At 74.8% G+C, this 19,159-nt stretch carries 17 protein-coding genes; 7 read left to right on the top strand and 10 right to left on the bottom strand.

The genetic code is table 11. The features are described from left to right. Positions 1–47: 47 nt before the first annotated feature. The 5 genes from EIZ62_RS30760 to EIZ62_RS30740 all read right to left on the bottom strand — a co-directional run bounded on the left by EIZ62_RS30760 (position 48) and on the right by EIZ62_RS30740 (position 5,311). The gene (locus EIZ62_RS30760) at positions 48–1,346 is read right to left on the bottom strand and encodes an AfsR/SARP family transcriptional regulator (RefSeq protein WP_156695931.1); all 1,299 of its coding nucleotides are present in this window, start codon (positions 1,344–1,346) and stop codon (positions 48–50) included. Between the two features lie 36 nt (positions 1,347–1,382). Beyond that, complete coding sequence (locus EIZ62_RS30755) at positions 1,383–2,297, bottom strand: arginase family protein (RefSeq protein ID WP_167536447.1); 915 nt, start codon at positions 2,295–2,297, stop codon at positions 1,383–1,385. 89 nt (positions 2,298–2,386) lie between these two features. Then, entirely contained in the window at positions 2,387–2,734 is a 348-nt protein-coding gene (locus tag EIZ62_RS30750) for a DUF6233 domain-containing protein (RefSeq protein WP_156695930.1), read from the bottom strand. Positions 2,735–2,776: 42 nt separating this feature from the next. Further along, positions 2,777–3,142, bottom strand: coding sequence for a hypothetical protein (locus tag EIZ62_RS30745; protein ID WP_156695929.1), 366 nt, complete (start codon positions 3,140–3,142; stop codon positions 2,777–2,779). 99 nt (positions 3,143–3,241) lie between these two features. Continuing rightward, entirely contained in the window at positions 3,242–5,311 is a 2,070-nt protein-coding gene (locus tag EIZ62_RS30740) for a SpoIIE family protein phosphatase (RefSeq protein ID WP_156696684.1), read from the bottom strand. Between the two features lie 190 nt (positions 5,312–5,501). Between EIZ62_RS30740 and EIZ62_RS30735 the strand changes: the two genes are divergently transcribed. Both EIZ62_RS30735 and EIZ62_RS30730 read left to right on the top strand, forming a co-directional pair. Beyond that, positions 5,502–7,559 (top strand): SpoIIE family protein phosphatase, encoded by a 2,058-nt coding sequence (locus tag EIZ62_RS30735; RefSeq protein ID WP_156695928.1) that lies wholly within the window; start codon positions 5,502–5,504, stop codon positions 7,557–7,559. A 14-nt stretch (positions 7,560–7,573) separates the two neighbouring features. Further along, on the top strand, positions 7,574–8,596 hold the full coding sequence (locus EIZ62_RS30730; RefSeq protein ID WP_156695927.1) for a PHP domain-containing protein: 1,023 nt from the start codon (positions 7,574–7,576) through the stop codon (positions 8,594–8,596). A gap of 361 nt (positions 8,597–8,957) precedes the next feature. Here the strand turns inward: EIZ62_RS30730 and EIZ62_RS30725 are convergent, their stop codons facing one another. Beyond that, positions 8,958–10,082, bottom strand: a complete 1,125-nt coding sequence (locus EIZ62_RS30725) for a phospholipase D-like domain-containing protein (RefSeq protein ID WP_156695926.1) — start codon at positions 10,080–10,082, stop codon at positions 8,958–8,960. 191 nt (positions 10,083–10,273) lie between these two features. On the opposite strand from EIZ62_RS30725, the gene EIZ62_RS30720 reads away from it, so the two are divergent. Both EIZ62_RS30720 and EIZ62_RS30715 read left to right on the top strand, forming a co-directional pair. Continuing rightward, positions 10,274–11,104 carry an MmyB family transcriptional regulator gene (locus EIZ62_RS30720; RefSeq protein ID WP_156695925.1) on the top strand — a complete coding sequence of 277 codons (831 nt, stop codon included), beginning with the start codon at positions 10,274–10,276 and terminating at the stop codon, positions 11,102–11,104. Positions 11,105–11,194: 90 nt separating this feature from the next. Next, positions 11,195–12,178: a glutathione S-transferase family protein gene (locus EIZ62_RS30715; RefSeq protein ID WP_244376052.1), complete on the top strand. Its 984-nt coding sequence runs from the start codon at positions 11,195–11,197 to the stop codon at positions 12,176–12,178. Positions 12,179–12,195: 17 nt separating this feature from the next. Here the strand turns inward: EIZ62_RS30715 and EIZ62_RS30710 are convergent, their stop codons facing one another. After that, positions 12,196–13,599, bottom strand: a complete 1,404-nt coding sequence (locus EIZ62_RS30710) for an NADP-dependent succinic semialdehyde dehydrogenase (protein WP_156695923.1) — start codon at positions 13,597–13,599, stop codon at positions 12,196–12,198. A 122-nt stretch (positions 13,600–13,721) separates the two neighbouring features. Here EIZ62_RS30710 and EIZ62_RS30705 point away from each other — a divergent pair, with 122 nt between their 5' ends. Next, positions 13,722–14,771: a YihY/virulence factor BrkB family protein gene (locus EIZ62_RS30705; RefSeq protein ID WP_156695922.1), complete on the top strand. Its 1,050-nt coding sequence runs from the start codon at positions 13,722–13,724 to the stop codon at positions 14,769–14,771. 3 nt (positions 14,772–14,774) lie between these two features. On the opposite strand, the gene EIZ62_RS30700 is transcribed toward EIZ62_RS30705, so the two are convergent. The 3 genes from EIZ62_RS30700 to EIZ62_RS30690 all read right to left on the bottom strand — a co-directional run bounded on the left by EIZ62_RS30700 (position 14,775) and on the right by EIZ62_RS30690 (position 17,363). Continuing rightward, the gene (locus EIZ62_RS30700; protein ID WP_156695921.1) at positions 14,775–15,974 is read right to left on the bottom strand and encodes an FUSC family protein; all 1,200 of its coding nucleotides are present in this window, start codon (positions 15,972–15,974) and stop codon (positions 14,775–14,777) included. Then, positions 15,971–16,858 carry an SDR family oxidoreductase gene (locus tag EIZ62_RS30695; protein WP_156695920.1) on the bottom strand — a complete coding sequence of 296 codons (888 nt, stop codon included), beginning with the start codon at positions 16,856–16,858 and terminating at the stop codon, positions 15,971–15,973. The genes EIZ62_RS30700 and EIZ62_RS30695 overlap by 4 nt, the downstream gene beginning before the upstream one ends. 94 nt (positions 16,859–16,952) lie before the next feature. Next, positions 16,953–17,363 carry a nuclear transport factor 2 family protein gene (locus EIZ62_RS30690; RefSeq protein ID WP_156695919.1) on the bottom strand — a complete coding sequence of 137 codons (411 nt, stop codon included), beginning with the start codon at positions 17,361–17,363 and terminating at the stop codon, positions 16,953–16,955. A gap of 90 nt (positions 17,364–17,453) precedes the next feature. Between EIZ62_RS30690 and EIZ62_RS30685 the strand changes: the two genes are divergently transcribed. After that, complete coding sequence (locus tag EIZ62_RS30685; RefSeq protein ID WP_156695918.1) at positions 17,454–18,017, top strand: TetR/AcrR family transcriptional regulator; 564 nt, start codon at positions 17,454–17,456, stop codon at positions 18,015–18,017. 164 nt (positions 18,018–18,181) lie between these two features. After that, complete coding sequence (locus EIZ62_RS30680; protein WP_156695917.1) at positions 18,182–19,117, top strand: zinc-dependent metalloprotease family protein; 936 nt, start codon at positions 18,182–18,184, stop codon at positions 19,115–19,117. Positions 19,118–19,159: the final 42 nt, after the last annotated feature.

The following is a 19,159-nucleotide window of genomic DNA, read 5'->3' as shown; positions in this document are numbered from 1 at the left end:
GTTCGTCCTGCAGTCATTGTCGTCGCCGGGTACCCGGATCGCATCCCTTACACCCGCCCGGCCCGGCCGATGTCGCGGCTCACGTTCCGTGCGGGACCCCTCACCGCCTCCGGGGAGCGCCGGCGGGCGAGCGGGTCGCGCGACGGGCTGTCGGCGCCCCAGCGGGGCGTTTCGCGGACCCCGAGGGCGTGCAGGACGGCCTCGGGCACGCCGGCCTCGTCGCGTACGGGGGCGAGTTCGGCGACCCAGGTGCCGTCGGGCCGGGTGTCCCCCTCGGCCCGTGCCGCGGCGGCCGCCTCCAGGGCGAGCCGGGTCTTGCCGACGCCCCCGGGGCCGGTCAGGGTGACCAGGCGGCGCTCGCGCACCTGCCGGGCGAGCGCGGCGAGTTCGTCGGCGCGCCCGACGAAGGAGGTGAGGCGGGCCCCCAGGTTGCCGGCCCCGGGGCCGTCGGAGCGGAGGGGGCCGTGCGCGGGGGTTCCGGACGCGGGGGCGTCGCCGGGTCCGGGCGCGTCGCCCGTGAGCAGTTCGGCGTGCAGGGCCCTGAGGTCCGCTCCGGGGTCGGTGCCGAGCCGGGTGGCGAGGCGGGCGCGGACGTCCTCGTACGCCGCGAGTGCCTCGGCGGGGCGGCCGGCGGCCCGGAGGGCGCGGATGCGCAGGGCCGCCAGCGGCTCGTCCAGCGGCTGTTCGGCGGTCAGTTCGGCGAGCCCGGTCAGGGCGGCTTCGGCGCGGCCGAGCGCGACGTCGGCGGCCAGCCGGTCCCGGCGCGCCTCGGTGCGGCGGTGTTCGGCCCGTACGGTGAGGGGGTCGCCGTCCCGGCCGGGGAGGTCGGCCAGGGCGGGGCCGCGCCACAGGTCCAGGGCCTGATCGAGCAGCCGGGCGGCTGCGGCCGGGTCCCCGGCGCGGAGCGCGGCGGTGCCGTCGGCGGCGAGCCGCTCGAAGCGGAAGAGGTCGATGTCCTCGGGGCGGACGTCGAGCCGGTACCCGCCCGGTGCGGACACCACGGCGTCCCGCCCGAGTGCCCGGCGCAGCCGGCCCACGAGGGCCTGAAGGGCGGCGGGCCGGTCCGCCGGCGGTTCGCCGGTCCATACCTGGCCGGCCAGCCGCCCCACCGGGACGGTCCGTCCGCCCGCCGCGACGAGCGCGGTCAGCAGTGCCCTCAGCCGGGCGCCGGTGACCGGGGCCCGCGTACCGTCGGGACGCACGGCCCGGGCGGGGCCGAGGACCTGGAAGCGGGGTCCTCCCGAACCGGCCGGGTCCGAACCGCCCGCCCCCGGACCCCCCGTTCCCGTACCGCCCGTTCCCGTACCGCCCGCCTTCGCGCCGCCCGCCGTCGAACCGTCTGCCACTGGACCCCCTGTCACCGGGCCATTGTCACCCCGCGGTCAGGACGGTGCGCCGGGGCGGGCCGCCAGGCCCCGGGCGAGGGCCTCGGCGAGGCGGGTGGCGATGCGGCCGTCCGGGTCGAGGCGGGGGTTGAAGATCGTCACGTCGAGTCCCCTGGCGCCGTCGCCGGCCAGCGCCGTCCGGAGCACGGTTTCGAGTTCCGTCCAGCTGAGCCCGCCCGGCAGGCGGTAGTCGACGGCAGGCATGATCGCGTCGTCCAGGACGTCGGCGTCGAGGTGGATCCAGTAGCCGTCGCTGCCGCCACTGCCCAGCCGGTCGACCGCGCGGCGGGCCGCGGCGGCGGCGCCCTGCGCGCGTACGCCGTCGAGGTCGATCGCGCAGAGGGCCGGAGGGAGGGGCTGCATCCCCGCGGCGGCGGATTCCGCGGCGTCGCGGAATCCGAGGACGACGACGTCCTCGTCCCGCAGGAGCGGGCCGCGGCCCTCGAGGTCGGTGAGGCGGCGCGGTCCCCGGCCGGTGGCGAGGGCCAGCTCCATGGAGGCGGCCTCCCCCGCCGGTTCGGCGGCCGGCTGGTAGAAGTCGGTGTGGCCGTCCAGGAACAGGAGCCCGGGGCGGCCCCGGCGGCGCAGGGCGAGGAGGTTGCCGAGCAGGATGCTGCAGTCGCCGCCGAGCACCACCGGGAAGCGCCCGGAGTCGAGGACCTCGCCCACCGCGTCGGCCAGCTCGGTCGCGTACCGCGCGATGCCGCCCGGATTGAGCACCCCGGTCTCGCGGTCGCGCTCCGGTTCGTACGCGGGCGGCTCCACCCGTCCGGCCCGTACCGCGCCCAGCCGTTCGAGCAGGCCGGCCCCGAGGAGCGCGCCGGGCAGGTCCTGCACGCCCGTGGGGCGCAGACCCAGCACGGAGGGTGCCTCGATGACCGCCGGTTGCCGCAGAACGCCGGATTCCACCATGTACGGGACATTACCGCCGTGGTCGGGGGCACGGGCCGCTCCGGAGCGGGGCCGGTTCGGGGCGGGCCGGTTCGGGGCGGGCCGGTTCGTCAGCCCTCGATCATGCCGAGTTCGGTGTCGGGGCGGCACACCGCACAGGCCTCGACATGACCGGCCAGCGCCTGCCGCGCGGCCTCCGGGGACACACCCGCCGCGCCCCTGCCCGCCAGCACGCAGGTGCCGAGGTGGACCCGCACCGGCGTCCGCCCGGCGTCCAGGCTGCGCTGGATCCGGTACGGCGGCGGGGCCGGCGGGGCGGTCCGCTGCTGGATCTCGCGCTGGCGCGCCCGGCTGGCGCGCTGGCTGCGCACGTACATGAGCTGCACGGTCAGGTACGTCTCCAGATCAGCCAGCCGCTCGTCGTCCGGCGGGTACGGGGGCGGTAGCGACTCGGACACGGTGGGGTCCTTCGGGCGTCATGGGCGCGGGCGGGTCGGCGGTCAGGCGGCTTCGGCGGCCCCGGGGAACGCTTCGGACCGCGTGGCGTGCTTCAGCGCCGAGCGGGCCCGCACACGTTCCCCGGTCTCGACCTGCTGCCAGAAGGGATGACCGGCGACCTCCAGGGACAGCTCGGCGCACCGCGCCCGGAGCCGGTCGACCGCCTCCCTCTCCTCCTCGGTCCAGCCACGGCTGGGCGCCCGGCCCCCGGTGACGGCGCCGGTGTGCGGATGCTCCCGCCCCGGCCACCCGTCCAGGGGCTCCACGCTCCACGGCAGCGTCCGGCACAGGGCGGCGAGCTCGGCGGTCGCCTGGTGGAGGCGGGTCTGGGCGGCGCGCAGATCGTCGGGGAAAGCAGTTCCAGCCATGGCCCGAATCATACGCCTGTTCGATTCTCGAAAGCGATGCCCAGCACGCCGGCACGCGGAGTACCGGTGCTGTGCGGGGTGACTGGGTGCGCACCGGCGTCAGACCGGTGGGACCGTGCGGAGCAGGAGCAGCGCGATGTCGTCGTGGCGGGGTGCCGAGCCGCGGGCGTGGGCGACGAGGACGTCGGCGAGGGCGTCCATGGTGGGCGCGTCCGTTGCGCCGAGCAGGGCCGCCAGGTCGGTGGTCGCGTCGTCGAGGCTGATGCCCGGTGCCTCCACCAGGCCGTCGGTGTAGAGGACGAGCACGGTGCCGAGGGGCAGGGTGACCCCGCCGGTGGGGTAGTCGGCGGCCGGGTCGATGCCGAGGAGCAGTCCGGGCGGCAGGTCCAGCACGTCGGTGCGCCCGTCGGGGTGGCGCACCAGGGGTGGCGGGTGGCCGGCGGTGGCGAGGAGGGCGCGGTGGTGCTTGAGGTCGATGTGCGCGTACAGGCAGCTGGTGAACAGGCCCGGCTCCAGGTCGGTGAGGAGACGGTTGGCGCGGGCCAGGACCTCGCCCGGCGGCGCTCCGGCGCCGGCGTGGACCGCGGCGCGCACCTGGCCCATCAGGGCGGCGGCGGCGACGTCGTGGCCCTGTACGTCGCCGATGGTGGCGGCGGCGCTGCTGCCGCGGAGCCGGATCAGGTCGTAGAAGTCGCCGCCGACGCCCATGCCGCGACCGGCGGGGAGGTAGCGGGCGGCGACCTCCAGGCCGGGGACGTGGGGCAGGGTGTGCGGGAGGAGGCCGTCCTGGAGGCGGTGGGCGAGGTCGCGTTTGCTGTCGTAGAGCCGGGCCCGGTCCAGGGCCTGGGCGATCAGGCCGGCCAGGGAGGTGAGGATGGCGCGCTCGGCGGGGTGGAACGGGCGCGGCCGGTCGTAGGCAAGGATCAGGGAGCCGACCGGGCGGCCGGAGGCGATCAGGGGCAGGAACGCCCAGGCGTCGCCCACGGCGTCCAGGACGATCGCGGCGGGATAGGTGTTCTCCAGTTCCGCCCGGGTGCCGAAGAAGAGCGGCAGGCCGCTGGCCAGGACCCGGGCTGCGGGGGTGTGGGAGGAGAGCGGCGCGGAGTCGAAGCGGGCCATGACGCCGGGGGCGTAGCCGCGGTGGCCGACGACGTGCAGCCGCCCCTCCTCGGCGGTGAGCAGGGCGAGGGCGTGGGCACCGAGGGCGGGGACGATCTGGTCGGCGGCCTGGTCGGCGACGTCCCGTACGCCGGCGGCCTCGGTGAGCGTGGCGGCCAGGTGCATCAGGTGGTACAGGGCGGTGGCGCGGCTCGGCAGGGCCGACCGCGTGGTGTGTTCGGCCTCGGTGTCCGTGCCGTTCCGGGGCGTCTCCCCTTCCGGCTCGGCCGGGGTGACGCGGACGCTGATGCCGGTGGCGTCGGGGTGGAGTTCGAAGCGGAGCCAGTGGTCGGGCGGGCGCAGCGTGGTGAACGTGGTGACGCGGCGGCTGATGACGGCGGCCCGGTAGCGGTCCTCGACGGCGGGGTTGTCCATCCAGGGCAGCGCTTCCCAGGGCAGGCGGCCCATCAGCGTGTCGATGTCGGCGTCGAGCAGGGCGGCGGCCTCCTCGGTGACGAAGGTGATCCGGCCGCCCAGGTCCAGCGCGCAGCTCCCGCCGGGGAGGCGGTGGATGAACTCGACCGCCGCGACGGCCTCGACGGGCCCCGGGGTGTGCCGGGCGGGCCGGACGAGGCGCGGGGTGCGTCCGGGGAGCACGGGGCTGCCGTCGGCGGCGGCCCGGGCGAGGATCCCCGCCATGCGCGCGCGGCCGTCGTGCAGGGCCTCCTCCTCGGGCGCGGACAGTTCGGGCGGGTGGCCGCCCGGCCACATCAGCACCAGGCCGCCCCAGGTGGTGCCGTCCGCGGCGACCGGGGCCGCGGCCAGGGAGAAGGGGTACGGCAGGACGAGCCCGGGCCGGGGATAGCGGCGGGCCATGTCCTCCCGGTCGGCGATCCACACCAGGCGCCCTTCGGCCACGGCGTGCGCGACGGGCACCGGGTCGTGCGGCCCGACCCGCATCCAGGGGGCGGCGAACTCCAGCGAGACCCCGCTCAGCACCGCGAGCCGCAGGGCGTCGTCCCCGGGCGGGTACAGGTACCCCATGCCGATGGCCGCTCCGGTCCGCCTCATGGCGTCGGACAGGGCGGCGCCCAGGGTCCGCAGGCCCGAGCCCGTCTCCTCGGGGTTCGTCACGCTTCAAGCCTGCCCCGGGGTGCCCCCGGACGCAGTTCGAGTCGCCGTCCCCGGACGGCCACGCTCACCCCTACGGGGCACGCCGACACCTTGGCGTTCGCGCGTGACCGGCTCGACAATGAGGGGGATGACGGACAACCGGGCACACAGCGGCGAGATCGGGCCGACCGAGCGGCTCGCCATGAACCGCACGGGCAGCTTCGACTGGGACCTCGACGCGGGCACCATCGACATCGACGAGGCGGGGCTCCTGGTGTTCGGCCTGGCCCCCGGGACGTTCGACTCCCGGCCCGCTTCCCTGGTGCACCGCCTCGACCCCGAGGAACGGGCCCGGCTGGATGACGTGATCAAGGAGGCGCTGGTCAGCGGGCGGTCCTCGTACGCGGCGCGCTTCCAGGTGCCCCTCGACGACGGGTCGGTGCAGTGGACGCACGTGCAGGCCCGCATCCTGCGCGACCGGGACGGGCGGGCGCACCGGATCGTCGGGATCGTCCGCGACGCCACGTCGGAGATCACGCACTCCGCCTTCGTGATGGAGCTGGAGAAGCGCAGGCAGCGGCAGACGAACATGGTCGAGCGGACCACGCAGGCGCTGTCCCGGGCGGTGACCGTGGACGACGTGACGGCCGCGCTGACCGGGCCGGGGGGCCTGGCCCGGCTCGGGGCGGACGGCTTCGCGCTCGGTCTGGTCGAGAACGGCTCGCTGAACATCATCGCGCTCAGCGGCGAGTCCCTGGACGTCCTGGAGCACCTGCGGATGCGGCGGCTCGAGCCGGGGATGCCGCTCGCCGAGACGGTGCTGAGCGGGCGGCCGCTGTTCAGCAGCTCGTTCCAGGAGCTGATCAAGGACTATCCGGTGCTCGCGCCGTACGCCGGGCGGCTGCGGTTCCGGGCGGCCGCCTACCTGCCGCTGGTGGCCCAGGCGCGGACGCTGGGCGGGATGGCGCTGTTCTACCGGGGCCGCACCGCCTTCAGCGCCGACGAGCGGAACCTCTCGCTGGGCCTGGCGGCGATCGTCGCCCAGTCGCTCCAGCGGGCGACCCTCTTCGACGAGGAGCGGGAGCTGGCCACGGGCCTCCAGGCCACGATGCTGCCGCGCCGCATCCCGGCGGTCGAGGGCGGCGAGATCGCCGTGCGGTACCACTCGGCGTGGAGCGGCCGGCAGGTCGGCGGTGACTGGTACGACGTGATCCCGCTGCCGCGCGGGCGGGTCGGGATCGTGGTCGGGGACGTGCAGGGCCACGACACGCACGCCGCCGCGATCATGGGCCAGCTGCGGATCGCGCTGCGGGCGTACGCGGGCGAGGGGCACGCCCCGTCGACGGTGCTGGCCCGGGCGTCCCGCTTCCTCGCCGAGCTGGACACGGAGCGGTTCGCGACCTGTACGTACGCGCAGGTGGACCTGGACTCGGGCACGGTACGGGCGGTGCGGGCGGGCCATCTGGGGCCGCTGATCCGGCACACGGACGGGCGCGTGGGGCGGCCCAAGCTGCCGGGCGGCCTGCCGCTGGGCGTGGCGTCGGTGTTCGGGGACGAGGAGTTCCCCGAGACGCGGCTGGACCTGGTGCCGGGCGAGACGCTGGTGATGTGCACCGACGGGCTGGTCGAGCAGCCGGGCGCGGACATCGGTGAGGGCATCGACGCGCTGGAGGCGGCGGTGGGCAGCGGGCCGCCGGGGGCGGAGGCGCTGGCCGACCACCTCTCGCAGCGGTTCTGGGAGCGGTGGGGCGCGGGGGACGACGTGGCGCTGCTGGTGCTGCGGCGCAGCCCCGATCCGGGGACGCCGCGGGCGCCGCGCATTCACCAGTACATCCACCAGGCCGATCCGCAGGGCCTGTCGGAGGCGCGGGCGGTGGTGCGGCGGGCGCTGCGTGACTGGGACATGCGGGGCTTCGCGGACGACGCGGAGCTGGTCACCGGGGAGCTGCTGGGCAATGTGCTGCTGCACACCGAAGGGGGCGCGGTGCTGACCCTGGAGGTGCTGCCGGAGCCGGTGCGGCGGGTGCGCCTGACGGTGCAGGACCGTTCCAGCGCGTGGCCCCGGAGGCGTACGCCGGGTGAGGCGGCCACCTCGGGGCGGGGGTTGTTGTTGCTGGACGCGCTGGCGCTGCGCTGGGGCGTGGAGCCGCGCGGCGAGGGCAAGGCGGTGTGGTGCGAGATCGGCCCGTCGTCACGGCCCGGTTAGCCGAGGAGGAGCACATGGACCCCGTCGAGGCCCTGGACCGGATCGCCTACCTGCTGGAGCGGTCGCAGGCGCCGACGTACCGGGTGCGGGCGTTCCGCACCGCGTCGGCGGCGCTGTCGGCGCTCGGTGACGGGGAGGTGGCCGAGCGGGCGGCGGCCGGGACCCTGGAGCGGCTCAAGGGTGTGGGGCCGAAGACCGCGCAGGTGGTGCGGGAGGCGCTGGCGGGGGACGTTCCAGCGTACCTGGAGCGGCTGGAGGGCGAGGTGGGCGAGGCGCCGGAGCGGGGCGCGGCGCTGCGGGCGGCGTTGCGCGGCGACTGCCACCTGCACTCCGACTGGTCGGACGGCGGGAGCCCGATCGACGCCATGGGGCGGGCCGCGGCGGCGCTGGGGCACGAGTGGGCGGTGCTGACCGACCACTCCCCCCGGCTGACGGTGGCCCGCGGCCTGTCGGCGGAGCGGCTGCGGGAGCAGCTGGACGTGGTGGCGGAGCTGAACGAGCGGTGGGCGCCGTTCCGGCTGCTGACGGGCATCGAGTGCGACATCCTGCTGGACGGCTCGCTCGACCAGGAGGACGAACTGCTGGACCGGCTGGACGTGGTGGTGGCGTCCGTGCACTCCAAGCTGCGGATGGACGCCCCGGCGATGACGCGGCGCATGGTGCGGGCCGTGAGCAGTCCGCTGGTGGACGTGCTGGGGCACTGCACGGGCCGGCTGGTCGGCGGGAAGCGGCCGGAGTCGGAGTTCGACGCGGACAAGGTCTTCGCCGCGTGCGCCGAGTCGGGGACGGCGGTGGAGATCAACAGCCGCCCGGAGCGGCTGGACCCGCCGCGGCGGCTGCTGCGGCGGGCGGTGGACGCCGGGGTGTTCTTCGCGGTCGACACCGACGCGCACGCGCCGGGGCAGCTGGACTGGCAGGTCCTGGGCTGCGCGCGGGCCGAGGAGTGCGGCGTACCGGCCGGCCGGGTGATCAACACGTGGACGGTGGAGCAGTTGCTCACCTGGACGCGTACGCGCGAGGCGCCGGTGGGCGGGTGAGGCACCGGTGGGTGAAGGAGGCGTGGGGCTCCGGTACGCCCCGGGCACGCGGGGCCACCCTATCACGGGGGACGTACCGATGATCCGGTGTGGCGGCCCGGAAGGCCCTGGCTCGACCTTGCCCGGTATCCACGCGATGCCCGGCAGGACACGCTGCCCGTGCCCTGCGTTGCCCGTTTCTGGCATGAGGCGCGGACAACGCCCCCCGTAATAGCGGTTTCGCGGACCGGCCGGAGCCCGGAGGCGAGCCGATCAACTCGTCCAGCATGCAGCAATCCCCCGGGGATTTCTTCTGATGCTTCTTCGGTGAAAAACCTCGGCCAACGCCGGGCCGCCGGACGGCTCCTGGCTGGCCGGATCCTCACTGCCCGGGTCCCGCCGTCTCCGCCTTCCCGGCCGTCTCCGCCTTCCCGGCCGTCTCCGCCGTCTGCGATGTCTCGTCCGTCATCCGGTGCCGTTCGGCGGACAAGGCCCACCGGTAGGCGAGCGCGGCGAGGGTGGGGGCGCCCCAGCGGGCGCGCAGGACGCCGAGTTCCTTGGTCAGGGTGCGCAGCCCGATGCTCAGGCGCCGGGCGGTGATGCGCTGGTCGACACCGGCCGCCGTGTCGATGAGGATCTCGCGCTGGCGGTGGGTCAGTCCCGTCCCGCCGTCGGGCGCGGCCCGCCGGGGGTCGCCGTGCCAGATGTCGGCGCGGCGCCAGGCGTCCTCGAAGCCCTCGGCGATGAACGCCACCAGGGCCCGGTCCATGACGTGCCAGGCGGCGTGCGTGGGGCTGGAGCCGACGACGTGGTCGGGGATGAACGCCTGGCGCCGGTCGACGACGACGCAAGCCTGGAACGGGGCGGCCAGCGTACGGAACTGGGCGCCCCGCGCCGTCAGCCGTGTCACCCGGTCGCGGGTCGCCGGGTCGTCCCGCTCACCGTCGCGGCACAGGGTGCGCACGCTCACGCCGCGGGCCAGGGCGCGGGCGTCGCGGTCGAGCGCGGCCTCCACGGCGTCGGCGCCCGGCGGGCCGAGCGGCTGGGCGGTGAGGACCTCGGTGCCGGCCCGGCCGACCGCCTCGCCGATGCGGGCGCCGACCTGTTCGGGTTCGGCGAGGAACTCGCTGCCCGAGCCGGACCGCCACTTGGCGCGCTCGAAGTGCAGGGCGAGCTCGTCGGCGACGGCGGGGAGGGCCGCCATGCCGGCCGCGCGGGCGGCCAGTTCGCGCAGTCCCTCGTCGAGGTGGCGCCGGCCGGCCTCCTGGGGGTCGAGCGCGACGGGCGCCGCCGGGCGGTCGGGGTCGACGGCGACCAGGCGCCAGGCGAGCAGTTCCGCCAGGGCGGGCCCGTCCGCCGGGCGGGTGGTCCCGCCGCCCGTGATCCGGGCGTAGAGCGCCCTCGCGGCGGCGGACAGGGCGTCCCGCCCGCCGTCACCGGTACCGGCCCGGGCGCCCGTATCGGCCCGGGCACCCGATTCACCGCGCGCGGAATTGTCCTCGTCCATCGCTCTTGCCCCCGTATACGCCTGCGTGTGTGCGCCGTGCGCATGTACGCACCACGCGAACGCTTGATCGCTGACGCACGACGGGCCAGCGTACCGGTGTGGCCCTTCCGGCTGTCTTCCCGGAACGGCCCGTGGCACACCACGGCGGCCACGGCACCACCGGCGGCCGCCCCCTTGGGGAAGAAAGCGTCATGGACAAGCTTGCACTGCGTCTCCTGCTCAGCGAGCGCCGGGCGTCGATCACGCCGGAGAGCCAGGGCCTGTCGCGCCCCACGCGGCAGGGCAGGCGCGCCCGCGGACTGTCCCAGGCGCAGATCGACCAGATCCTGCACCGGGCCCCGGACACCTACGGTCGCCTGGAGTCCGGCCGTTACCCCAACCCGCCGGTCGACCTCCTCCAGGACGTGGCTCGGCTGTTCCGCATGAACGAGCAGGAGTGGATCGCGCTGTGGCGGTACGCGCTCGGCCAGGACCCGCCCCGCCCGCTGGACTTCCGCTCCGGCGAGGAGCTGCCCGGCGTGTGGCAGGAGATCCTCGCCGGTGTCTCCCACCCGGCGTACATCAACGACCGCTCGTGGAACGTGCTCGCCCACAACGCGCCCTTCGCGGCGCTCTTCCCACGGCGCCGGGTCCCGGCCAACGCGATGCGGTGGATGACCGTCGAACCCGCCGCCCGGACCCTCCTGACGGACTGGGAGACGGCGTGGGCGCCCCTGGTCCTGCCCCAGCTGCGCGTCGCGCTCGCCGCCGACCCGTCCGACAAGACGCTGTGCGCCATCGAGCAGGACGTCCTGGCCGACCCGGTGGCCGCGCGTCTCTACGAGTCGGCCAGCGCCTACAGCCACCTCGACGGCGACGAGCGGCCGCTGCGCCATCCGTCGCTGGGCGCGGGGTGGGTCACCATGTGCGCCGCGCAGCCGCTGGCCGCGCCGGGGTCCCGGCTGATCGTCCTGGTCTTCCACCCCGGGGCGCGCCGCCGCCGGGGCCGCGCCCCGAGCCTGCGCGCCCGGGCCGACGACTGAGCCGCGACGACCTGGCCGCGGGGCGTGAGGGCGGGTCCGGGGCGGGTACCCGGTCCGTGTCCTTCCCCGTCGTCAGAGAGGTCAGGCATCGTGCGCGACTCCGGTGTGTTCCAGCGGTCCGCGAGCCACTTCACGGACCGGATCACCGCCGACGGGCGGGACGGCTGGCCGGTCGAGGCCGGGCGCTACCGGCTCGTCGTCAGCCGGGCGTGCCCCTGGGCGAGCCGTTCCCTGGTGGTGCGGCGGCTGCTGGGCCTGGAGGAGGCCCTGTCCCTCGCGGTGGCCGACCCGGTGCAGGACGAGCGGAGCTGGCGCTTCACCCTCGACCCGGACGACCGGGACCCCGTGCTCGGCATCCGGTTCCTGAGCGAGGCGTACGAGGCGAGGGAGAAGGGCTACGACGGGGGCGTGAGCGTTCCGGCGGTGGTCGACGCCGCCACCGGCCGGCTGGTGACCAACGACTACCAGCGCCTCACCCTGGACCTGTCCACCGAGTGGGGGGCGCTGCACCGCGAGGGCGCGCCCGACCTCTATCCGGAGGCGCTGCGGGACGAGATCGACGAGCGGATGGAGGGCATCTACCGCGACGTCAACAACGGGGTCTACCAGGCCGGGTTCGCCAAGAGCCAGGAGGCCTACGACGCCGCGTACGCACGGCTGTTCGCCCGGCTGGACCAGGTGTCGGAGCACCTGGCGGGGCAGCGCTACCTGGTGGGTGACACCATCACCGAGGCGGACGTACGGCTGTTCACCACGCTCGTCCGGTTCGACGCGGTGTACCACGGCCACTTCAAGTGCAACCGCAACAAGCTCACCGAGGACCGGGTCCTGTGGGCGTACGCGCGTGACCTGTTCCAGACGCCGGGCTTCGGCGACACGGTGGACTTCGACCACATTAAGCGGCACTACTACGTGGTCCACGAGGACATCAACCCGACGCGGGTCGTGCCGCGCGGCCCCGACCTGCGCGGCTGGCGCACCCCCCACCACCGCCAGGAGCTGGGTGGGCGCCCGTTCGGTGACGGTACGCCGCCGCCCCCTCCCCCGTCGTCCGAGGTGGTCCAGCCGCTGTAGTCCCGGCGGAGCACCCCCTACGACGCCTGCCACACGGTGGTGGCGTTGCAGAACTCCTTGATGCCGTGCCCGGACAGCTCACGCCCGTAGCCCGAGCGCTTCACCCCGCCGAAGGGCAGGGCGGGGTGCGAGGCGGTCATGCCGTTGACGAACACGCCGCCCGCCTGGAGGTCCCGGACGAACCGGTCGACGTCCTCGTCGTCGCGGGTCCACACGTTGGAGCTGAGTCCGAAGTACGTGTCGTTGGCGACCCGCACCGCCTCCTCGATGCCGGACACCCGGTAGAGCGTGGCGACCGGTCCGAAGGTCTCCTCCTGGTGGATTCGCATGCCGGGGGTGATGCCGGCCAGGACGGTCGGCTCGTAGAACCAGCCGCGTTCCAGGCCGGGTGCCAGGTCCTGGGGGCGGCCGCCGCCGCACAGGACGCTCGCGCCCTGCCGTACGGCGTCGTCGACGAGTTCCGCGAGGCCGTCCCGGCCGCTCTCGCTGGCGAGCGGGCCCACGTCGGTGGACTCGTCCATCGGGTCGCCGACGGTCAGCGCGGCCATGCCGGCGGTGAACCGTTCGGCGAACGCGTCGTACACGTCCTCGTGGACGATGAACCGCTTGGCGGCGATGCAGGACTGGCCGTTGTTCTGGGCGCGGGCGGTGACGGCGACGGTGGCGGCCCGTTCGACGTCCGCGGAGGGCATGACGACATACGGGTCGCTGCCGCCGAGTTCCAGCACGGTCTTCTTGATCTCGTCGCCGGCGACGGCGGCCACCGACCGTCCGGCGGGTTCGCTGCCGGTGAGGGTGGCGGCGGCGACCCGGTCGTCGCGCAGGATGCCCTCGACGGCGCGGGAGCCGACGAGCAGGGTCTGGAAACAGCCGTCGGGGTAACCGGCCCGGCGGAAGAGGTCCTCCAGGTAGAGCGCGGTCTGCGGCACGTTCGAGGCGTGCTTGAGCAGCCCGACGTTGCCCGCCATGAGGGCGGGCGCGGCGAACCGGATCACCTGCCAGAGCGGGAAGTTCCACGGCATGACGGCCAGCACCAGGCCGAGGGGGCGGTAGTGCACGCGCGCGCGTGCCGCGCCGGAGTCCCGCACGTCGTCCTCGGGCGGGTGTTCGTCGGCGAGGAGCCGCTCGGCGTGGGCGGCGTACCAGCGCATGGCCTTCACGCATTTGGCCGCCTCCGCGCGGGCGGCCGTGAGGGGCTTGCCCATCTCGGTGGTCATGGTGCGCGCGATGTCGTCCTGGTCGGCCTCCAAGAGGTCGGCCGCGCGGCCGAGCAGCCGGGCCCGCTCGGCGAAGCCGGTGGCGCGGTGGCGCCGGAAGGCCGCGTCGGCGGTGGCGAGACACCGCTCGATCCCCTCGGGCGTCAGCTCGTCGAAGGTCTTGAGCGTCTCGCCGGTGGCGGGGTTGACGGTCGCGATGGGCATGGGCGGGTCCTCCTCGCAGTCGCTGCCTCGACCCTGCCGCCCCGGTACGGGCGCCGCAACGCGAGCGCCCGCGGCGCGACGGCGGCGGATTGAGCCTCGTATACCGGGTAACCCATGCCGGTATGGCACACACAGGTGAGGACAAGGAAAAGGGCGCGGGGACGCCACAGGAGCCGACGGACCTGTCCGCCGGATCGTGGCGGGCGGTGCTGAAGCGCACCGGCAAGGAGTTCATGGACGACGAGCTGCCCGACCGCGCCGCGGCACTGACGTACTACAGCGTCCTGTCGATCTTCCCGGCGCTGCTGGTCCTGGTCTCCGTGCTGGGCATGATCGGCGAGTCGGCGACGCGCACGGTCATGGACAACCTCCAGAAGCTGGCGCCGGGCCCGGTGCGGGACGTGCTCGGTGACGCGGTGCAGCAGTTGCAGGGCAGCCCGGGTGCGAGCGGTGTGGTGGCGGTCGTCAGCCTGCTGGGCGCGATCTGGTCGGCGTCCGGGTACGTCGGGGGCTTCATCCGTACCGCGAACGCGGTGTACGACCTGCCCGAGGGCCGGCCGGTGTGGAAGGTGACGCCGCTGCGGGTGGGCCTGACGCTGGTGCTGATGGTGCTCCTCGCGGTGAGCGCGGTGATCGTGGTGTTCACCGGGCCGCTGGCGCAGCGCGCGGGCCAGGCCATCGGGCTCGGCGACGCGGCGGTCACGGCGTGGAACATCGCCAAGTGGCCGGTGCTGGTCGTGCTGGTGATCGTGATGATCGCGCTGCTGTTCTGGCGGGCGCCGAACGTCCACGGCCAGGGCTTCCGCTGGCTGAGTCCGGGCAGTGTGCTGGCGGTGCTGCTGTGGCTGCTGGCGTCGGGCGGCTTCGCGCTGTACGTGGCGAACTTCGGCTCGTACAACAAGACGTACGGCACCCTCGCGGGCGTCATCACCTTCCTGATCTGGCTGTGGCTGTCGAACCTGGCGATTCTGCTGGGCCTGGAGCTGGACGCGGAGCTCGCGCGCCAGCGGGCGATCAGCTCCGGCATGCCGGAGTCGGAGGAGCCGTACGTGGAGCCGCGGGACACTCGCAAGTGGCCGCCGGAGCTCCGTGAGGAGGTCTCCGGCGACGACTCGCGGTCCGACGGCCCGCGGTCCGACGGCTCCCGGTCCGACGGCTCCCGGTCCGCGTAGGCGTCACGTCTGCCGGGGGGCGACGCGGGCGTCGTCCAGGTCGTGCAGCAGCCGCTGGATCTCCGCGGCGAGCCCGCCGACCGAGGTGGCGGTCTCGTGGTCCTGGTCGGCGAGCCGCGTCTTCAGACGCCGCTGCGCCGCCCAGGCCCGTTCCATGGCCTCGTCCCGCCCGCCGGCGGTCCCTCCCCCGGCGTCGCCCCGGTCGCCGCCGGCGGCTGGGGCCGGCGGGTTCAGGGCGGCGCAGTCGGCTTCGCAGACGTCCGCGAGGGCGTGCAGCAGCGGCGGTACGTCGGCGAGGACCGTGTCCGGCGGCGGCCTGAGCCGGGGCTCCTCGCCCGCCGCCTCCGCCAGCATTCCGGTGAGCGCGGTCAGGTGGTCGGCGACCCGTTCCCATGCCGCGTCCCACTGCGTGGACGGCAGCTCCTGCCCGGAACGGCGGATGCGGCCCGCCGGGTTGAAGCGGTAGCTCTCCCGGCTCCACATGCGCGCGTTGCGGAGGTCCGCGACGAGCTGCGGGAGCCTCCGGGCGCGGCTGTGCCACTCCTGCGCCTGCTGCCGGTCGTAGCCGCGTTCCATCTCCTCGGCCATCGACCGCAGCAGCGCCGCCCCGTCCCGGGGCAGCCGGTGCAGCGACTCGTGGGCGTGCCGCAGGTGGACGGGCGGCAGGACGAGCGCGTTGACGCCGATGCCGATGACCGCGCCGAGGAGCGTCTCCAGCAGCCGGTGCAGGATGTCGAAGCCGCCGAACGAGCCGTACACCAGGACGAAGAGGGCCGTGGTGGAGGCGTAGACGCCCTGGTTCTCGAAGCGGGAGTAGTTGCCGAGCAGGGCGGTGACGGGCAGCACGATCGCCATGGCCGCCATGGTGTTGCCGCCGGTGAGTCCCGCGGCGACGGCCGCGAGGACGGTACCGGCGGCGATGAGGACGACCTGCTGGACGCCGGTCCGTACGGACCGGTAGACGGTGCTCTGTACGAGGGCGATCGCCGTCCAGGGGGCCATCAGCGCCAGTGGGGCCTGCCACCACCAGCCGGCCACCGCCCAGGCGAGGATGGCGGCACCGGCCGCCTTGAACGCCTGGACGGCCAGATCGCGCTCCGGTCCGGGGCCGGTGAGGGCGCGGCGCACGGACGTGCCGACGGCCGCCGCCTCCCACCCGGCCCGGTGCCACCACTCCTGTACGCGGGTCGCTGCCTGGTTCACGGGAGCGGGGTGCCTCCGGTGGCGTTGACGATCTCCCCGGTGATGTAACTGGATCCCGGCGCGGCGAGGAAGACGTACGCCGGGGCCATCTCGGCCGGCTGGGCGGGGCGGCCGAGCGGCGACTGCTTGCCGAACTCGGCCGTGTCGGGCAGCGTCGCCGGGATGAGCGGGGTCCAGACCGGCCCGGGGGCGACCGCGTTGACCCGGATGCCGCGCTCGGCGACCATCTGCGCCAGGCCCTGCGTGAAGGTGACGATGGCGCCCTTGGTCATCGCGTAGTCGAGCAGCGGCGGACTGGGCTTGTAGGCCTGCACGGAGGTGGTGTTGATGACGGAGCCGCCCCGGGGGATGTGCGGCAGGGCCAGCTTGGTCAGCCAGAACATGCCGTACAGGTTGGTCTTCATCACCCGGTCGAACTGCTCGGTGGTGATCGCCTCGATGCCGTCGGGCTGGGCCATCTGGTAGGCGGCGTTGTTCACCAGGATGTCGATGCGCCCGAACTCGTCGGTGACGCGCCGGACGAGGGCGCGGCACTGCTCCTCGTCGCGGTTGTCGGCCGTCAGGGCGAGGGCCTTGCGCCCGGCCTCCTCGACGAGCCTCGTGGTCTCCCGCGCCTCGTTCTCCTCCTCGGGGAGGTGGGTGAAGACGATGTCGGCGCCTTCGCGCGCGTAGGCCAGGCACACCGCGCGCCCGATGCCGGAGTCGCCCCCGGTGACGACGGCGACGCGGTCCCGCAGCAGTCCGGTGCCCCGGTAGGAGTCCTCGCCGTGGTCCGGCGGGGGGTCCATCGGGCCGGTCCAGCCGGGGTGCCGCTGGTCCTGTTCGGGGAAGTCGGGCCGCGGGTGACGGGTGACGGGGTCCTGCGGCTGGTGTGGGTCGGTCATGGTCCGCCTTTCGGGTCGTCGGGCATGGACCTCTCGCGTTCCCAAGACTTGACGACCGAATCGCTCACCGCGAATCAGAAGTGGTGAAACGGTGTCAGACGGCGATCCGGCGTTCGGCGGGGCTGATGGGCACGTCGTTGATGCTCGCGTAGCGCTTGCGCATCAGGCCGTTGGCGTCGAATTCCCAGTTCTCGTTGCCATGGGCGCGGAACCACTGTCCGCCGGCGTCGTGGTACTCGTACGCGAAGCGCACCGCGATGCGGTCGCCGGTGAAGGCCCACAGCTCCTTGCGGAGCCGGTAGCCCAGCTCCCGCCGCCACTTGTCGGTGAGGAAGGCGACGATCTCGTCGCGGCCGCTGAGGAAGACGTCGCGATTGCGCCACTCGGAGTCCTCCGTGTAGGCGAGGGCGACCGTCTCCGGGTCGCGGGTGTTCCAGGCGTCCTCGGCGAGCCGCACCTTCTGGCGGGCGGTCTCCTCGGTGAACGGCGGCAGGGGCGGGCGCATGTCGGATCCTCTCGGCACGGCGAGAACGGTCGTTCTCGCCTGGTCGAGTACCCTAGGAGAACGTTGGTTCTCACGCAAGGAGCGGGCGCTTTGGAGAACGGGGAAGTCAGGACGCGCATCCTGGACGCGGCCGGGGAGCTGTTCTACGGGCAGGGCGTCCAGGCCGTCGGCATGGACGCCGTCCGCGCCGCGTCCGGCGTCACGCTGCGGCGGCTGTACCAGCTCTTCCCCTCCAAGGACACGCTGGTCGAGGCGTACCTGCTGCGGCGCGACAGCCGCTGGCGGGGTGCCCTCGCCTCGTACGTCGACGCGGTGGACGGGCCGCCGCGCGAACGGGTGCTGGCGGTCTTCGACTGGCTGCGCGACTGGTTCGAGGAGCCGGGCTTCCGCGGCTGCGCGTTCGTCAACTCCTTCGGGGAGCTCGGCGCCACGTCGCCCGAGGTGGCCGGGGTGGCGCGCCGGCACAAGGAGGAGTTCCGGCGGTACGTCGGCGACCTGGTGGCCGAGGCGGGCGCACCCGCCGCGACCGGCGCACAGCTGGCCCTGCTGGCGGAGGGCGCCATGACCACGGCCGCCCTCACCGGTTCGTCCGCGCCCGCGTGCGAGGCCCGCGAGGCGGCGGCGCTGCTGCTGGACGCGGCGGCCCGCCCCTGACGCGGCACCCCCGCACCACGCCGCGCCCCACCGCACCACGCCGCACCGCACCGCACCGCACCGCCGAACCGGTGAATCGGCGCCGCCGCGCGCATGCCGCACCGCCCTTCTCGCAAGGACACCTTCGGGTTCCGTTCCAGGTCCCGCCCTGCGAAAGGATGGAGATGCGCCTTGCCCATGCCTCATGGAGTGCCGCCGCGCTGGCCCTCGTGCTGAGCGCCACCGCCTGCGCGCCCGTCCAGGAGCGGTCGTCCGCCCGGTCCACCGCCCCCGCCGCCGCACCCGCACCGCCGGGGCACGAGGCGGGCGGGGCGTGCCGCCCCGCCACCGAGCAGAAACGTCACTGCACACGGGTGCCCCGGCCGCACTACGGCCAGCGGATCGTCACCATCGACATCCTGGCCGGGTTCACCGCCCGCGCGCTCGCGGAAGCCGGCGGCGAGCGCACCCTGCGGGCGAGGATCCGGCAGGCCGTCACCTCCGCCTCCCAGGCGTTCGCCGCCGGCGCCGTCCGCGCCCGCCTCCGGCTCACCGGCGTCGTCCGCGCCACGGTGCCCGCCCGCCTCGACCGGCCCTCGGACGCCCTGCTGAAGGCGGTCGCGCGGCCCGGCGACGGCGTGGCCGACGAGCTCGTGCACCTGCGCGACAGCACGGGCTCCGACCTGGTCACGCTGGTCACCGGAAGCGGTGGAGCCGCCGGGCTGGCCAACCGGCCCCGGCGCGTGACGTCCGGGACGAGCGCCCACAGCTACAGCCTCGTCGCGCAGAAGGCGCTCGCGCACCACTCGCTCGCCCACGAGGTCGGTCACAACCTGGGCGCGATGCACGACTACGTCACCGCGCCCCGCGGCGCGAACAGCGCCCGTGGCTACTTTCCGCCCTCGGGGCGGTGGTCGACGCTGGAGGCGTACGAGTCGAGCTGCCGCAAGGCGACCGGCGGCCCCTGCCGGCGCATCAACCGGTACTCCAACCCCCGGCAGACCTATCGGGGCGAGCGGCTCGGGACGGCTGCGGGAGAGCGGCGGCCGGCCGACAGCGCCCGCGCCTTCAACGCCGTCGTCGGCATCGTCGCCGACTACCGCCGCCGGCCGGCCGGTTGACGGTGGGGACGGTGGGGTCCGGGCGCCCTGTACGGTGCCGGG

Source organism: Streptomyces ficellus, from assembly GCF_009739905.1.
In the GTDB taxonomy this organism is placed as follows: Bacteria; Actinomycetota; Actinomycetes; order Streptomycetales; family Streptomycetaceae; genus Streptomyces; species Streptomyces ficellus_A.
This window is presented reverse-complemented; position numbering and strand designations above follow the sequence as displayed.

Bases quoted from the DNA above. Each gene is read 5' to 3' on its own strand.
- EIZ62_RS30735 (WP_156695928.1), top strand. From the start codon at position 5,502: ATGACGGACAACCGGGCACACAGCGGCGAGATCGGGCCGACCGAGCGG.
- EIZ62_RS30710 (WP_156695923.1), bottom strand. From the start codon at position 13,599: ATGCCCATCGCGACCGTCAACCCCGCCACCGGCGAGACGCTCAAGACC.
- EIZ62_RS30755 (WP_167536447.1), bottom strand. From the start codon at position 2,297: ATGGTGGAATCCGGCGTTCTGCGGCAACCGGCGGTCATCGAGGCACCC.
- EIZ62_RS30690 (WP_156695919.1), bottom strand. From the start codon at position 17,363: ATGCGCCCGCCCCTGCCGCCGTTCACCGAGGAGACCGCCCGCCAGAAG.
- EIZ62_RS30745 (WP_156695929.1), bottom strand. From the start codon at position 3,142: ATGGCTGGAACTGCTTTCCCCGACGATCTGCGCGCCGCCCAGACCCGC.
- EIZ62_RS30740 (WP_156696684.1), bottom strand. From the start codon at position 5,311: ATGAGGCGGACCGGAGCGGCCATCGGCATGGGGTACCTGTACCCGCCC.
- EIZ62_RS30725 (WP_156695926.1), bottom strand. From the start codon at position 10,082: ATGGACGAGGACAATTCCGCGCGCGGTGAATCGGGTGCCCGGGCCGAT.
- EIZ62_RS30680 (WP_156695917.1), top strand. From the start codon at position 18,182: ATGCGCCTTGCCCATGCCTCATGGAGTGCCGCCGCGCTGGCCCTCGTG.
- EIZ62_RS30730 (WP_156695927.1), top strand. From the start codon at position 7,574: ATGGACCCCGTCGAGGCCCTGGACCGGATCGCCTACCTGCTGGAGCGG.
- EIZ62_RS30695 (WP_156695920.1), bottom strand. From the start codon at position 16,858: ATGACCGACCCACACCAGCCGCAGGACCCCGTCACCCGTCACCCGCGG.
- EIZ62_RS30705 (WP_156695922.1), top strand. From the start codon at position 13,722: ATGGCACACACAGGTGAGGACAAGGAAAAGGGCGCGGGGACGCCACAG.
- EIZ62_RS30720 (WP_156695925.1), top strand. From the start codon at position 10,274: ATGGACAAGCTTGCACTGCGTCTCCTGCTCAGCGAGCGCCGGGCGTCG.